The organism is Pseudomonas sp. Sample_24 (assembly GCF_004307605.1).
Classification (GTDB): domain Bacteria; phylum Pseudomonadota; class Gammaproteobacteria; order Pseudomonadales; family Pseudomonadaceae; genus Aquipseudomonas.
Genome location: NZ_RCNW01000260.1, coordinates 1 through 15,062 on the forward strand (window position 1 = coordinate 1; position 15,062 = coordinate 15,062).

The window sequence follows — 15,062 nt, forward strand, 5'->3', positions numbered from 1 at the left end:
ACGCCAAACATGCCAAACATGCCGAACATCCCGAAAACCATTCATGTGCTGGCCTTTGCCAACGTGCAACTGCTCGACGTCACCGGGCCATTGCAGGTGTTCGCCTCGGCCAACGACATTGCCCGCCTGCAAGGTTTGCTGCCACCCTATGCGCCGTCGGTGATTGCCAGCGGCGGCGGGGCGGTGATGTCGTCGGCGGGGTTGGCGCTGTTGGCAGAGCCGCTGCCGGATCAGGGCAGCGACACTTTGATCATTGCCGGTGGCTGGGGCGTTTACGCGGCGGCGAAAGACGAGCCGCTGGTGGCCTGGGTGCGTGAGCACGCGACGGGGTGCCGGCGGGTGGCGTCGGTGTGCACCGGGGCGTTTCTGCTGGCGGCCAGCGGTTGGCTCGATGGCCGGCGGGTGGTCACGCACTGGACTCGCTGCGAGCAATTGGCGCAGCAGCATCCCAAACTCCAGGTCGAACCCAACCCTATTTTCATCAACGACGGCCCGGTCTGGACCTCGGCCGGGGTGACCGCCGGCATCGATCTGGCATTGGCAATGGTGGAAGCCGACCTGGGCCGTAACATGGCCCTGGAAGTTGCCCGGCAATTGGTGGTCTTTCTCAAGCGCCCCGGTGGCCAATCGCAATTCAGCGTGACCCTGTCCCTGCAGAAAGAAGACAGCCGATTCGACGAACTTCATGCCTGGATCAGCGAAAACCTCGGCAAAGATCTTGGCATTCCCACTCTGGCACTCCAGGCGGGCATGAGCGAGCGCAGCTTCGTCCGTCATTACCGCGCCGAGACCGGCCAGACCCCGGCCCGGGCCATTGAACTGATCCGGGTCGAAACCGCGCGCCGATTGCTCAGCGATACCGGCGTACCGGTCAAACGGGTCGCCGCACAATGCGGGTTCGGCAGCGAAGAAACCTTGCGCCGCAGTTTTCTGCGGGCGATGGGGGTTACGCCGCAGGCTTATCGTGAGCGGTTCTCGGTCAGTGTCTAGTCGCCTGTTTCCACTTCCGTCACCTGATTGAAATACTTCGCCCGATCCGGCGTAAACGTCACCACCATTTTCGTACGTGAGCAGGTCAACGTCCGCTCTTCGCCCAAATCCACATCCAGATCTTCCCCACGCAAGCCCTGCCACTGCGCGAGGTATTTGAGTGAACCGTATTTTTCGAGTTTTTTCAGGCTGCGGCTGACGCCACCTTTCCAGCCCAGCACCGGCAGTTCGCCGGCGAGGCATTGTTGGGCCAGGTCGGGGAAGCGGGCGGCTCGCTGGCGGCCGACTTCCCAGCATTTGATCAGGCCCTTGTCGGAGGCGTCCCACAGTTGGTCGCGATTGAGGCCGGTTCGAAGGGGCAGGTCGATGCTGCGATGGATGCGTTGGGACATTCTGGTTCCTTGAATTCGGGGATGTTGGACAGCTCCGCTGTACCCGCTGATTCGGAATGTTAGGTGGGGTTGTTGCGGCTGGCAACAGGGTATTTCCAGCGATTTCGTTTAAAAAGTGTAGGGCATGGGCATTCGACAAACCTGAGGCGAAGCGTCCATTGACCGCCGGTTCAACACCCCGTTCAAGGTTGCCAAAAACTCTTCTCGCCACTCAATTTTCGATCGAGAAAACACGCAGCGCTGATCAATGCCAGGTGCGTTAGCGCTTGCGGCGTATTGCCCATGTGCCGCCCGTGGCTGTCGAACTCTTCGGCGTACAGTCCCAACGGGTTGGCATAACGCTGCAGTTGCTCGAACTCCAGATGGGCCTTTTCCAAGCGTCCGGCGCGGGCCAGGCATTCAACGTACCAAAAGGAACAGGCAGCGAACGCGCCTTCTGTGCCCGGCAGGCCATCGATGTGGGTGTGTTCGTTGTGATAGCGGTAAACCATGCCGTCGCGCACCAGGTTTTTTTCGATGGCGTCGAGGGTCGCCAGCCAGCGTGGGTCCTTGGCGCTGACGAAGCGCACCAACGGCATCAGCAGCATTGATCCGTCGAGGCCGGTGCCGCCGATGTGCTGGACGAAATGCCCGTGCTCTTCGCTCCAGAAGTTGTCCCAAATGTCGGCGTAAATGGCTTGGCGGGTTTGGTCCCAACGGGCGAACGGGGCCGGCAGCGAACGTTTCGAGGCGAGACGGATCGCCCGGTCCAGCGCCACCCAGCACATCAGACGCGAATGCAGAAAGTGATGTTGCTCGCCGCGCATTTCCCAGATGCCGACGTCTTCCTGGTTCCATGTTTCGCAAACCTGATCGACCACTTCCACAGCGTGCTTCCAGCCTTCGTGGGAAATGGCTTCGCCGTACTTGTTGACGAGGTACACCGCATCCATCAGCTCGCCGAAGATGTCGAGTTGTACCTGGGCGTAGGCCAGGTTGCCGATGCGCACCGGTGTCGCCCCGCCATGACCGGACAGGTGCGTGAGTTCGATTTCCGGCAGCTCCTGACGACCATCGATGCCATACAGAATATTGAGTTTCATCGGCTGGCCGTGGCAGTCACTGACCCGTCCGCGCAACCAGCGCATGTAGGCGTTGGCCTCTTCGACGAAACCCAAACGCATGAAGGCATACACGGTGAAGGAGGCATCACGGATCCAGGTGTAGCGATAGTCCCAGTTGCGTTCGCCGCCCGTGGTTTCCGGTAGGCCGAAGGTTGCAGCGGCGAGGATGGCGCCATGTTTGCGCGAGGTCAGCAGTTTCATCGCCAGGGCTGAACGGTTGACCATTTCCCGCCAGCGACCGCGGTAGTTGGACTGGCCGATCCAGTCGCGCCAGAACTTCAAGGTACGTTGCAGGCAAAGTTGCGTAGCGCCTTCCTTGAAGCGCGGATCGTCGACGGCGCCGAGCAGGAATTCGGCGGTCTGGTCCTGTTCGAGGGTGAATTCGGCGACGGCCGCATGGGCCGCTATGTGTAACGCCTGATCCGCAGCGAGGCGCAGGGAAGGTTGATCGGTGGCTTCGAAAATCACCGTTTTTTTATCGAGACGCGCGCGGGTGGTGGCGCGGGCATAGTCGTGTCGCACGGCGCAGCACATATGAAAAGTTGCCTTGCCGCTGACCACCCGTACCCGGCGCATGAGCAGCGGCAGGTCGTCCTCGCTGTCACCGATGGGCAGCAGGTCGGTGACTTCGACCACGGCGCGATCGCTGAGCCAGCGGGTTTGCAATACGTTGGTGTCCGGCAGGTAGATTTGCTCGCGACGGGCATCGGGCAAGTCCGGGGACAGCTGGAATATCCCGGCCTCGGGGCTGTCCAGCAGGGCGCAGAAGATCGATGGGCTGTCGAATTCCGGCCAGCAGAAAAAATCCACGCTGCCCTTGTCATTGACCAATGCGGCACTGCGCATGTCGCCGATAATACCGTGGGCGTCGATGGGGCTTTGGCTTTCGGGGTGATCGGCCATTGTCGCGAAACTCCGGGAACCTGGGACTTAATCAGCTGACTGGCGGGCACCCGTGAGAGTTCATGCCGAGCCCGAAATCATCTTCACCCAAGCCACTAGGCCTGTCCCCGTCAGATCTGATATCGACCACTGTGGCGATGCCACTCCAGACTGCCCGCCACCCAACTTTTCACCCCTGCCAGATAACGCTGCAGTTGCGGGTTTTGATCCGTCAGCAGCGCTTGTTCGGCGCTTTCATACAGGCGCATCACATCGTCATGAATAGTTGCGCTGAGCTGCATGGCTTTTTCGATTGAGCAGCCCTGTTCCGCCATCAACAGCCGCGGCAGATTGAAGTCGCCTACTTCAACCAGGCTTTCCTTGGGCGCCGAAAACAGATCGTTGGCGATGATGGTTGCGCTGGCGGCCAGCGTCGTGACCCGCCGCACGGCCGGAGCGCAATAAACATTGGCCGGCAGCTCATAGCCACCGATGATGTCGATCAGCGACATGCAGGGCAGAAAACTGTTGGTCTGGCGCTGAGCCAGGTATTCCCAGAGGGCAGGCGTCACGCCGTTGATACGCCAGGCAGCTTCGGCAGTCATCGTGACGAACATGGCGATGATTTCATGACGGACCCGGGCGATTTGCGCGGGTGTGGCGAACTCGCCGACCCGCCCCATGTATGCGCGCAGGCCTACCAGCACGGGATCGCTGTCCAGTGCCTTTTCCAGATCAGTGCGAAAACCTTCGGTCAGGTGTGCAGGTTCAAGTGCAGCGAGTGCAATGGATAAACGCGAGCCAACGAGTGCCGGTACCGACCCGGTGCTTTCGTCATCGCAGTAATAGTCATCGACGGCAAATAATGCGGCGATGCATTGGGCCGATAGCAGCAGACGATCCGGATCGTCGGTGTCGGTATGGCACAACATGGCGAACCTGCCGAATCCTGAGGAACGGATCTTGTGCTGCTGGCCAGCGAAAATACCGGTTTTTTCGATCCAGCTCATAAGCCGTTCATCGACTTCTGCGGCGAGTGCATCATCGATTCTGACAGGCATCGGGCAATACAGCGGCGGTACTTGCCAGCGCGGCTTTGGCCGGCGGCTCGGTGTGAAGCTCACGGCACTCTCTTGCCAATGTCGCACGCCGTCGAGGCCAAACCGTTCAAATATCCGGTGAAACCACGCGGTAAATATCTGCGGCGTGGCGTTGAGGACATCGGGGATTTTCGACAGCTCAAGCCATTACCAATCCTGCGCTTCTTCAGGATTGGCAACAGGATCGATATCGCAGATGCCAGCAAATACATGGTCGTATTCGTGCTCGATCAACTGGTTCGAGACTGATTCGTGATAGAGCAGCGTCGAGACCTTCAACAGCTTGCAGGACAGGCCCATTTCTTCATGCAACCGTCGTTGTGCTGCCGCAAGCGTTCGTTCACCGTGACGCGGATGGCCACAACAGGTGTTGGTCCAAAGGCCTGCCGAGTGGTATTTGCCCTGTGCGCGCTGTTGCAGTAACAGACGTGCGTTGCGATCGAAAATAAACACGGAAAAGGCGCGGTGACGCAGTCCTTTTTGATGGACCTGCATCTTGGGGGCGAAGCCGGTCTGGCGGTCTTTTGGGCTGACCAGAATCAGTAACTCTTCCATAGCAAGACTCCTGTGTGTCTTCGCTACCGGACGTTACTGCGGACCAGAATGCTAGTGAACTTCAGACGTGACGCGTGGTGGATGGAAAATCTAGTTCAGTTTGATGGGTGCCGCAAGGGCGGCCAGATCCTGGCCAATGCGCTGGTGAAAGGGGCTTCACATTCAACCAACAATTCCACGCTTTCGCGCCATTGCGCCTTATGGCAATTTGCACGGCCACTGACGAGAGCTGCATCCATGGCCAACCCCTATCGCGAATTGTTCAAAGCCCCCGGCGCCAGGGCCTTCGTGCTGGCCGGGATGATCGCGCGCATGCCGATTTCCATGACGGGCATCGGCCTGATCACCATGCTCTCGCAGTTGCAGGGTGGCTACGGGTTGGCCGGCGCGGTGGCGGCGACGTTTGCGTTGGCCACGGCGTTTTGTGCGCCGCAGGTATCGCGGCTGGTGGACCGTTTTGGCCAGCGGCGGATTCTGCCGGTGTCGGCATTGATCGGTGGTGGGGCGTTGTTGCTGGTGTTGCTGTGTACGCGCTTGCAGGCGCCGAACTGGACCTTGTTTGTGTTCGCTGCGATAGCCGGCTGCATGCCGAGCATGTCGGCGATGGTGCGGGCGCGCTGGACCGAGTTGTATCGCGGTCAGCCGCAACTGCAAACCGCCTATGCCCTGGAGTCGGTGCTGGACGAAGTCTGCTTCATCGTCGGGCCACCGTTGTCGGTGGGGTTGTGCGTGGTGGCGTTTCCCGAGGCGGGGCCGTTGGCCGCGTTGTTGATGCTGGCGATCGGCGTCACCGCATTTGTATTGCAGCGCAGCACTGAGCCGCCGGTGCATCCCCATGAAAAACATCATGCGGCGTCGATCATCCGCAGCGCCGAAATCCAGTTGCTGATGGTGTTGATGGTCGCCATGGGCACCATTGTCGGCGTGGTGGACGTGGTCAGCGTGGCTTTCGCGCAACAGCAGGGGCAACCGGCGGCGGCGAGCATTGTGCTGTCGGTGTACGCCATTGGTTCCTGCATGGCTGGTTTGGCCTTCGGTGCGTTGCGTTCGAAAGTGCCGTTGCCGCGTTTGTTTCTTTACGGCGGGGTTGCCACGGCGGTGACGACGTTGCCGCTGTTGCTGGCGGTAAACATTCTCGGCTTGTCATTGGCGGTGTTCGTTGCCGGGCTGTTTTTTGCCCCGACCTTGATTGTCGCCATGGCGCTGGTGGAGCAGATCGTGCCGCCGGCCAAGCTCACCGAAGGCCTGACCTGGCTGGTCACCGGGCTGAGTATCGGCGTGGCGATCGGTGCGGCGGGTTCGGGCTGGATGGTCGATGCATTCGGCGCCAGAAGCGGGTTCTGGCTGGCGATTGCGGCGGGTGCGGTGGTGTTCGGCGCTGCGGTACAGAGTTATCGCCACCTGAAAGGTTGACCCTGTGGGAGCGGAAAGGTCCGCTCCCGGATCTGCATCTTGTTCAAACCATCACGCGCCAAAGCCACCGTCGATGGTCAGGCTCGCGCCGGTGATGTAACCCGCCTCAGGACCCACCAGGTAGGCAACGAAACTGGCAATCTCTTCAACCGTGCCGTAACGACCGACCGCCATCAGCGGGATCAGGCTATCGGCGAAGTCGCCGCTGGCCGGGTTCATGTCGGTGTCGACCGGACCGGGTTGCACGTTGTTGATGGTGATGCCTTTCGGGCCGAGGTCACGGGCCAGGCCTTTGGTCAGGCCGACCAATGCCGACTTGCTCATGGCATACGGGCCGCCACCGGCGAAGGGCATGCGATCGGCGTTGGTGCTGCCGATGTTGATGATCCGACCACCTTCGCTCATGTGTCTGGCAGCGGCCTGAGTGGCGATGAACACGCTGCGCACGTTGATGGCCAGGGTCTGGTCGAAGTCTTCGAGTGTGAAATCCTCCAGCGGGGCCACGGCCAGCACGCCGGCGTTATTGACCAGGATATCCAGGCGACCAAAAGCTTCTGCGGTTGCATTCACGGCATTGCGAATGGCTTCGGCGTCGGCGCTGTCGGCCTTGATAGCGAGGGCTTGGCCGCCGTCAGCGATGATGCCGTTTTGCAGCTCTTCAGCCTTGGCGGTGGAGCTGACATAGGTAAAGGCTACTGTTGCTCCTTGCGCGGCCAGGCGTTTGACGATGGCGGCACCGATGCCGCGGGAACCGCCCTGGATCAAAGCCACTTTGCCGCTGAGGTTCTGCGTAGTCATTTCGTTCTCCAAAGTCCCCAGGCGAGATGCCGGGTTGATGGAGCCTAGTATCGATTGAGGATTACCCTCTGAGTAGACCGCAATTGAGATAGTCTGTGTAAACCAAAAGTTTATAGTGGCGCCTATGGAAACCTTCAGCAGTATCGAATGCTTTGTGCGCAGCGCCGAAGTCGGCAGCTTCGCTGAAGCCGCGCGCCGCCTGAGCCTGACGCCTGCGGCGGTGGGCAAGAGCGTGGCCAAGCTGGAAGCACGGCTGGGCGTGCGGTTGTTTCAACGCAGTACCCGCAGCCTGACGCTGACCGAGGCCGGTCAGTTGTTTCTGAGTGAGGTGAGCGCCAGTCTGCACACCATCCAGAATGCGGTGGCCAACCTCGCCAGCGCCGAGGGACGTCCGGCCGGAACGCTGAAGGTCAGCATGGGCACGGTGTTCGGACGTTTGTACATCGTGCCGTTGCTGGGGGAATTTTTGCGGCGTTATCCGGCGATCAATCCTGACTGGCATTTCGATAACCGCCAGGTGGATCTGATCGGTCAGGGTTTCGATGCGGCGATTGGTGGCGGATTCGAACTGCCTCAAGGCGTGGTGGCGCGCAAACTGACGCCGGCCCATCGGGTGTTGGTGGCGAGCACCGATTACCTGGCCAAGCGTGCAGCCATTGTCGAACCCGACGATCTCGGGCAACACGACGGCATTCTGATTCGTTCGCCGCAGACGGGGCGCGTGCGTTCCTGGCAATTGACCAGCCGCACTCAGCAACACAGTCCGCTGACCCTCAAGGCGCGCATGACCATGAGTGATTCGGAAGCCGCCTGTGCCACGGCGACCCAAGGCCTCGGCATTGCGCTGGTGAGCATGCCATTCGCCGTGGGCTATCTGGAGGCCGGAACCTTGCAGCGGGTTTTGCCGGACTGGTATGTCGATGACGGCAATATCTCGATCTATTACGCCGAGCACAAACTGTTGCCGGGCAAGACCCGGGCGTTTGTCGATTTCATTATTGAGCAGTTTGCAGAGCGGGGATTGGCGGGGCGGTTCAGTGCGCTTTGAGCATGGCGGTCGACCGAGGCGCGACAGGGGCGGCCAGTCAGCATGATTGCGACAATTGAGAACGATCAATCATTCGAACACTGGCAAAGGTGGATTCGTTTCGTGCCTGGTCGAATGCGGTCAGTGGTTTGGACGATGACGGCTGCATCGTCTCCCGTGATGGCGGTTTGCGGCTCATGTCGCTAGCGGTACGCTCTTCACTGGGGGGCACACCAAAGTACTCGCGATAGCACTTGGAAAAGTGCGGCGTGGAGACGAAACCGCAGACATACGCCAACTCAATGATCGACATCGATGTTTGCTTGAGCAGTTGCCGCGCCCGAACAAGACGTAACCTCAGGTAGTAGCGTGACGGCGTACAGTGCAGGTATTTCTGAAATAGCCGTTCCAGCTGTCGACGTGACAAAGCCACATATTCTGCAAGATTATCCAGCTCGATCGGCTCTTCGAGATTGGCTTCCATCAACGCTACGATCTCCTGCAGCTTGGGTTGATGAGTGCCCAGCACATGCCTGAGCGGAACGCGCTGGTGGTCTTGTTCGTCGCGTATCCGCTCGTAAACAAACATCTCGGAAATGGCTGCAGACAATTCACGACCATGATCGCGACCGATCAGGTGCAGCATCATGTCGAGTGGCGCTGTTCCCCCGGAGCTAGTGAGCCGGTTTCGGTCCAGGGTGAAGAGACTTGCACTGATGCTCACGCGTGGAAAAGCCTCCTGCATGGCGGCCAGAAATTCCCAATGCACGCTGCACTCGTAGCCGTCGAGAAGCCCGGCTTTTGCGAGTGCCCAGCTTCCGGTGCACACGCCACCTAATCGTCTGGATTGACGTGCCAAGGCTTGCAGCCAGGTAACGTGTTCGCGGGTAATCACGCTTTGGATGCCGATACCACCGCACACGATGACCGTGTCCGCGACACAGGGATTGTTCCATGAAGCATCTGGCGTGATCGACACACCGTCACTGGCCCAGACAGGCGCTCCATCGGAGCTGAATGTATGCCAGCGATACAGCTCTCGCCCCGACAACTGATTGGCCATGCGCAATGGCTCGACCGCGGATGCCAAGGAAATCAGGGTGAATTGATCCAGCAGCAGAAAACCGACGGATTGAGTCGTACCGTCGGGCACGGTGGGCTTCGATGACATCGGGGGCATTTCCTGGCAGGGATCGGTTGCGGTCTGAGCGGCTGGAACGAGTAATACCGCCACGCTCGGCGTGGGCGGTATTACCTTTAGCGCATGTACCTGCGTGGTTTATCCCACCGAGGTCACGCTCGCAGCCTGGGCGGGGTGACGCGACGTCAACAGGCCGATAAGGGAAATCGCCAACGCCAGTCCGATGGTTGAACTGACTTCGGTGCGGTGCTCCGGGGTGATCATCATGACAGCCAGCGCTGCGCAGATGAACACAATGACCAGCCAGGTCAGCCATGGAAACAGCCACATGCGAAAGGTCAGCTCGATGTTCTGCCGACGCAACATTCGGCGCATGCGCAGCTGCGACACCGCAATGGCCAGGTACACCAGCAAGGCAATCGCACCGGAGCTGGCGAGCAGAAAGTTGAACAGCCCGGCGGGCATGAAGTAGCTCCACACAGTGATCAACGCGCCCAGCAGGGTGCTGGCAATGACTGCTGCACGCGGCACGCCTTCCGAGGAGGTTGCCTTCAGCGCTTTCGGCGCGTCTCCACGGCGGCCCAGCGAATACAGCATGCGCGAAGCAATGTAGATCGAGGAGTTCATGCAACTGGCCACGGCGATCAGGACCACCACGTCCACCATGAACTTGGCGTGGGGAATGTTCATGATTTCCAGTGCGCGCTGGTAGGAACCTACCTGGGCGAGCAGTGGATCGTTCCAGGGCACCACGGAGATGACGACGAAAATCGATAGCAGGTAAAACACCCCGATGCGCCAGATCACCGAACGCGTGGCCTTGGCAATGTTCTGCGCCGGATTGTTGGATTCGGCGGCAGCGATGGTGACCGCCTCGGTCCCAATGAAACTGAACATGATCGTGATGAAGGCACCTACCACCGCCGACAGGCCGTTAGGGGCAAACCCGCCGTGTTCGGCCATCAGGCCGCTCAAGCCGCTGACCTCTCGGTCGGGAACCCAACCCATCAACACGGCAAAACCCACGCCGATGAAACCAATGATCGCCACCACCTTGGCCATGGCAAACCAGAATTCGAATTCGCCGTATTTGGAAACACTGAACAGATTGGTAATCACTAAAGCAATGATCGACACCAAAGCGAACAACCAGGAATCAATCTGAGGGAACCACTGGTTCAACACGTGGCCTGCGGCCAACGCTTCGATAGGGATCACCAGCACCCAGAACCACCAATACAGCCAGCCGATAGTGAAGCCAGCCCAGCGACCTATCGCTTGATCGGCATAAGTGGAGAACGAGCCTGTGTCCGGGTTGGCTACCGCCATTTCCCCAAGCATGCGCATGACCAGAACGACGAGCAGACCGGAGAACAGATAGGCCAGCAGGACTGCCGGGCCAGCCGCTGCAATAGCGTGTCCTGAGCCAACGAATAAACCGGCGCCGATAATCCCGGCGATGGATAGCATTGTTACGTGACGAGGCTTGAAGCCCTGCGCCAATTGGCCATTGGAATCCTTTGAGCTCGGGCTAATCATTGGTTTATTTTTCTCTGCTGATCGACATTTAAGCGTGTTGATAACAGTGACGAACCATCATTCGTCGACTGCTGTGCGCCCATTTAAAGCGGCACCGTTCAAACGCTGCTGTTCTTATCAAACCCATCATTGTGATGTGGTTTTTGAGATGAAAAGACGCGTCACCTTACCCGGCTTGTCCGACGATTCAGTTGCCTGTCCGCGTCGCCTCCTGGCCTGATATCGACACGCGAGGGTTCAGCGTTCATGCCTGGTACCGATAGGTCACGGAATGGCCGGGTGCGATGGCTTCGTTTTGACGAGGATGCTGTCAGGGCAGTACGCAGGGGGGGAGTGTGGTTCAGTGCGGTTTGAGTCAAGCTCAAGACCGAGGCGCGTCCATCGCGGGCAAGCCATGCTCCCACAGATCCAGTGGGAGCCGGGCTTGTCGGCGATGAACGATAACGCGATCTAGCGCATGAACTTCTGCGCCCAGCCAATGATGTTCTTCGGTCGTGGCGTCGCATACGTGCGCACTTTTGACGTCGACAACCGCAAACGCACCAACGACTCGGCAATGGTCACCGCCGCCGTTACGCCATCCACCACCGGCACCCCGGTACGCTGGCGAATCTGCTCGTCGAGCCCGGCCATGCCGCCGCAGCCCAGGCAGATGACTTCCGCTTTGTCCTGAGTCACTGCCAACTCCGCTTGATGCACGATGGCCTCCAGTGCGCGTTGCGGCTCGTGCTCCAGTTCCAGCACCGCCAACCCGCTGGCCCGCACCGACGCGCAGCGATCCCAGAGACCCGAGAGTTTCAGGCGATCCTCGATCAGCGGCACCGTGCGATCGAGGGTGGTCACCACCGAGTACGCATGACCGAGAAACATCGCGGTACTCGCCGCGGCATCGGTGATGTCCACCACCGGGACGTTGAGCAGCTCCTGCAAGCCTTCGCGACCGTGTTCGCCGTATCCGGCCTGGATCACGGCATCGAATGGCTGATCGTAGGACATCACCCGGTCCATGACGGCGATGGCGGCCAGGTAGCTTTCGAAATTGCCTTCGATGGAGTCGGCACCGAAGAAAGGCGTCAGGCCAACGATCTCCGTGCCGGGCGCGGCCACCGCCTGGGCAGAGCGGGCGATGGCCTGGGTGATGGATTCGGTGGTGTTGACGTTGACCACGAGAATTCGCATGGGAGCTCCTTATAGCGGGTGGTTTCGCGGCCCGACGCTGGAGGGCCGCGATGGAGTCAGTGGCTGGCGTTGTCGACCGCGATGGCTTCGCCGCTGATGTCGGCGTAGTGCGGTTGGCGTTTGGCGATGATCAGGTAAAGCAACCCTGCAATCGCAGCGCCGATCAGCCAGGAGAATGGCGACACCAAATGAAAGCCCGGTACCAGCGCCAGGACGATGGCGATCAACGCCGCGGGAATGAACGCCGCCACGGCGCGCAAATTGACCCCACGGCTGTAGTAATAAGCGCCGTTCGGGTCCTCGCTGTACAACTGCGGCACGTTGATCCGGCCTTTTCGTAGCAGCCAGTAGTCGACCATGATCACGCCGTACAGCGGACCCAGCAGGGCGCCGAGGCCAGAGAGGAAGTACACGATCACCAGCGGGCTGTTATAGAGGTTCCACGGCAGGATCAGCACGGCGATGGCCGCGCTGATGAGGCCGGCACGACGGAACGTCAGGTACTTCGGCGCCAGATTACTGAGCACGAACGCCGGGGCAACGAAGTTGGCCATGATGTTCACCGCCACGGTGACGATCAGGAATGCCAGGCAGCCGAGGACCAGGAAGAACGTGTTGGGAATCGAGGCGATAATCTCTGTAGGACTTTCAATAATGTGGCCATTGATCTGAAATTGAGCGCCGCACAGCAGGACAGTAATGGCGGCGAACACCAGAATATTGACCGGCAGGCCCCAGAAATTTCCGACCTTGATGGTTTTGCGACACGGCGACGAACGGGCGAAGTCGCAGAAGTTCAGGATCAGCGTGCCGTAGATCGCCAGCCACAGCGCACCACCGGCAAAGATGTTGCGCCACATCTCGCCACCGCTCAGCGGTTCGCGAATTGACCAGGCGATGGTTGCGTCGGCCTGGAAATACATCCAGCCGGCGAGGGCGGCGACGGTCAGCAGAATCACCGGTCCGGCAAACGCCTCATAGCGCCGCACCATTTCCATGCCGTAGGCGAGGATCGCCAGCTGCACGAACCAGATCGCCACGAAGCAGACCCAGCCCAGGGTCGACAGGCCGAGAATCGAGTCGTGGTCGTAGTCGGCGAAGCCGGGGTGGATCGCCGTCAGCAAGACGCGAAAGACCACCGAGGCCAGGTACGTCTGAATGCCGAACCAGGCGATGGCGATGACCGCGCGGATCAACGCAGGAATTTGCGCCCCGTGTATGCCGAAGCTGATCCGGCTGATGACCGGAAACGGCACACCGGTTTTCTGGCCCATGTAGCCAGACAGGTTCATGAAGAAATACACCAGCGCTGCGCCGATCCCCAGGGACAGGAGAATCTGCCAAGCGCCAAGGCCTAACGCATAAAGACCGATAGCAAACGAATAGTTGGCGATGTTGTGCACGTCGTTGGTCCACAACGCGAAGATGCTATAGCGACCCCAGCGCCGGCCTTCGGCTTTGGTCGGCGCGAGGTCTTTGTTGTGCAGGCGAGGACTGAGCACCACAGAGGAATCAAGTAACTGATCGACAGCGGTTGGTGGGGTGTGGGAGGAGGGCAGATCCAGCGCAAGTTTGTTGTTTGAAAGACTTGTAGGCATTCCGGCAGGCTCCTGATGCTCGACGCCGCGATGACTGTGCATGAGCGCATGGCTCGACAAATCTTCGTCGCGGTGTAGCGAATATCATTGGTTACGGGGCATCTGCAGCCTGTACGGGATAGGGCGTTTCAGGCTTGCGGATCTAAAGTGTGTGTATGTTTTGAATGCATTGTATACAAAACATGCATGCACTTAAGCGAGATCCATGCCAGCCTTACGTTCTATGAACTCCGTTGTTCATTTCGTTTTGTTATGGCTTTTCGCCAAGTCACTGAAATATCGTCGATATAAATTGACCGTTTGAACAGGTATTTATTTCAGGAAGGGAATTTCTGCGCAGGGCTGACGCCGTCATGCACCAGCAGAAATGTAACTTTAGGGGGCGTTTAAAAGAAAAGTGCACACATAAATGGCACCGATGGTGACATTCGTGTGTACACATTTGTTGAGAGGGTCATGCGTCCTGTAGGAGCGAGCCTGCTCGCGATGAACCCGAGAACGCATCGGGGTATCAGTCACCCAGCGTTATCGTTGACGACCATCGTCGGAACGCCGCCCGGAGCAGGCTCGCTCCTACAGTGGTTTATGTGTTGGATTTGCTGATGATGTTGCCGGCATGCAGCCCGCATTCTTTCTGGGTGGCTTCTTCCCACCACCAGCGGCCTTCGCGCTCGTGCTGGTTCGGCAGCACCGGACGAGTGCAGGGCTCGCAGCCGATACTGATGAAGCCGCGTTCATGCAGGCTGTTGTAGGGCAATTCCAGCATGCGGATGTAACCCCAGATTTCTTCGCTGGACATCTGTGCCAGCGGGTTGAATTTGTACAAGGTGCGTTCCGGGGTGGAGAACGCGGTGTCGATCTCCATCACCGCAACAGCGCTGCGGGTACCGGGGCTCTGGTCGCGACGCTGGCCGGTGGCCCAGGCTTTCACGCCGGAGAGTTTGCGTCGCAGCGGCTCGATCTTGCGGATGCCGCAGCATTCGCCATGACCGTCCTTGTAGAAACTGAACAGGCCTTTTTCTTTCACGAACGGTTCGAGCCTGGTGTAGTCCGGTGACATCAGTTCGATGTCGATCTTGTAGTGCTCGCGCACCTGATCGATGAAACGGTACGTCTCGGGATGCAGGCGGCCGGTGTCGAGGCTGAACACCTTGACGTTCTTGTTCAGCTTCCAGGCCATGTCCACCAGCACCACATCCTCGGCACCGCTGAAAGATATCCACAAGTCATCGCCGAACTCGGCGAACGCGAGTTTCAGGATGTCCTGGGCGGATTTGTTGGCATAGGTCGTGGCGAGTTCCACGACGTCGAACGTTGGGCTCATCAGGGCGGCTTCCTACAGGTC

At 59.5% G+C, this 15,062-nt stretch carries 13 protein-coding genes; 3 read left to right on the forward strand and 10 right to left on the reverse strand.

Features of this window, described 5'->3' with window-relative positions; translation table 11 throughout:
• Nucleotides 1-18: 18 nt before the first annotated feature.
• On the forward strand, nt 19-990 hold the full coding sequence (locus tag D8V06_RS14395) for a GlxA family transcriptional regulator (RefSeq protein WP_130931185.1): 972 nt from the start codon (nt 19-21) through the stop codon (nt 988-990).
• Here the strand turns inward: D8V06_RS14395 and D8V06_RS14400 are convergent.
• The 4 genes from D8V06_RS14400 to idi all read right to left on the reverse strand — a co-directional run bounded on the left by D8V06_RS14400 (nt 987) and on the right by idi (nt 5,022).
• Nucleotides 987-1,382, reverse strand: a complete 396-nt coding sequence (locus D8V06_RS14400; protein WP_056856936.1) for a hypothetical protein — start codon at nt 1,380-1,382, stop codon at nt 987-989. The two genes, D8V06_RS14395 and D8V06_RS14400, sit on opposite strands and share 4 nt — an antisense overlap.
• 182 nt (nt 1,383-1,564) lie before the next feature.
• A complete protein-coding gene (locus D8V06_RS14405) occupies nt 1,565-3,388 on the reverse strand; it encodes a glycoside hydrolase family 15 protein (RefSeq protein ID WP_130906124.1) in 1,824 nt (607 codons plus the stop codon).
• Nucleotides 3,389-3,498: 110 nt separating this feature from the next.
• Nucleotides 3,499-4,491, reverse strand: coding sequence for a family 2 encapsulin nanocompartment cargo protein terpene cyclase (locus D8V06_RS14410; protein WP_241667824.1), 993 nt, complete (start codon nt 4,489-4,491; stop codon nt 3,499-3,501).
• 123 nt (nt 4,492-4,614) lie between these two features.
• Nucleotides 4,615-5,022 (reverse strand): isopentenyl-diphosphate Delta-isomerase, encoded by a 408-nt coding sequence (gene idi / locus D8V06_RS30865; protein WP_241667825.1) that lies wholly within the window; start codon nt 5,020-5,022, stop codon nt 4,615-4,617.
• Nucleotides 5,023-5,259: 237 nt separating this feature from the next.
• Between idi and D8V06_RS14415 the strand changes: the two genes are divergently transcribed.
• Nucleotides 5,260-6,435 carry an MFS transporter gene (locus tag D8V06_RS14415; RefSeq protein WP_130906649.1) on the forward strand — a complete coding sequence of 392 codons (1,176 nt, stop codon included), beginning with the start codon at nt 5,260-5,262 and terminating at the stop codon, nt 6,433-6,435.
• Between the two features lie 51 nt (nt 6,436-6,486).
• Here the strand turns inward: D8V06_RS14415 and D8V06_RS14420 are convergent, their stop codons facing one another.
• Complete coding sequence (locus tag D8V06_RS14420; protein WP_130931186.1) at nt 6,487-7,233, reverse strand: 3-oxoacyl-ACP reductase family protein; 747 nt, start codon at nt 7,231-7,233, stop codon at nt 6,487-6,489.
• A gap of 124 nt (nt 7,234-7,357) precedes the next feature.
• Between D8V06_RS14420 and D8V06_RS14425 the strand changes: the two genes are divergently transcribed.
• Entirely contained in the window at nt 7,358-8,281 is a 924-nt protein-coding gene (locus tag D8V06_RS14425) for a LysR family transcriptional regulator (RefSeq protein ID WP_130906650.1), read from the forward strand.
• 37 nt (nt 8,282-8,318) lie between these two features.
• On the opposite strand, the gene D8V06_RS14430 is transcribed toward D8V06_RS14425, so the two are convergent.
• The 5 genes from D8V06_RS14430 to D8V06_RS14450 form a co-directional block, all read right to left on the reverse strand.
• Nucleotides 8,319-9,431, reverse strand: a complete 1,113-nt coding sequence (locus D8V06_RS14430; RefSeq protein ID WP_130906128.1) for a GlxA family transcriptional regulator — start codon at nt 9,429-9,431, stop codon at nt 8,319-8,321.
• A gap of 108 nt (nt 9,432-9,539) precedes the next feature.
• Complete coding sequence (gabP, locus tag D8V06_RS14435; protein ID WP_130906129.1) at nt 9,540-10,940, reverse strand: GABA permease; 1,401 nt, start codon at nt 10,938-10,940, stop codon at nt 9,540-9,542.
• Nucleotides 10,941-11,390: 450 nt separating this feature from the next.
• Complete coding sequence (locus D8V06_RS14440) at nt 11,391-12,119, reverse strand: aspartate/glutamate racemase family protein (RefSeq protein ID WP_130906130.1); 729 nt, start codon at nt 12,117-12,119, stop codon at nt 11,391-11,393.
• A gap of 56 nt (nt 12,120-12,175) precedes the next feature.
• Nucleotides 12,176-13,717 (reverse strand): NCS1 family nucleobase:cation symporter-1, encoded by a 1,542-nt coding sequence (locus D8V06_RS14445; protein WP_130931187.1) that lies wholly within the window; start codon nt 13,715-13,717, stop codon nt 12,176-12,178.
• Between the two features lie 583 nt (nt 13,718-14,300).
• On the reverse strand, nt 14,301-15,041 hold the full coding sequence (locus tag D8V06_RS14450) for a phosphoadenylyl-sulfate reductase (RefSeq protein ID WP_130906132.1): 741 nt from the start codon (nt 15,039-15,041) through the stop codon (nt 14,301-14,303).
• Between the last annotated feature and the right edge of the window lie 21 nt (nt 15,042-15,062).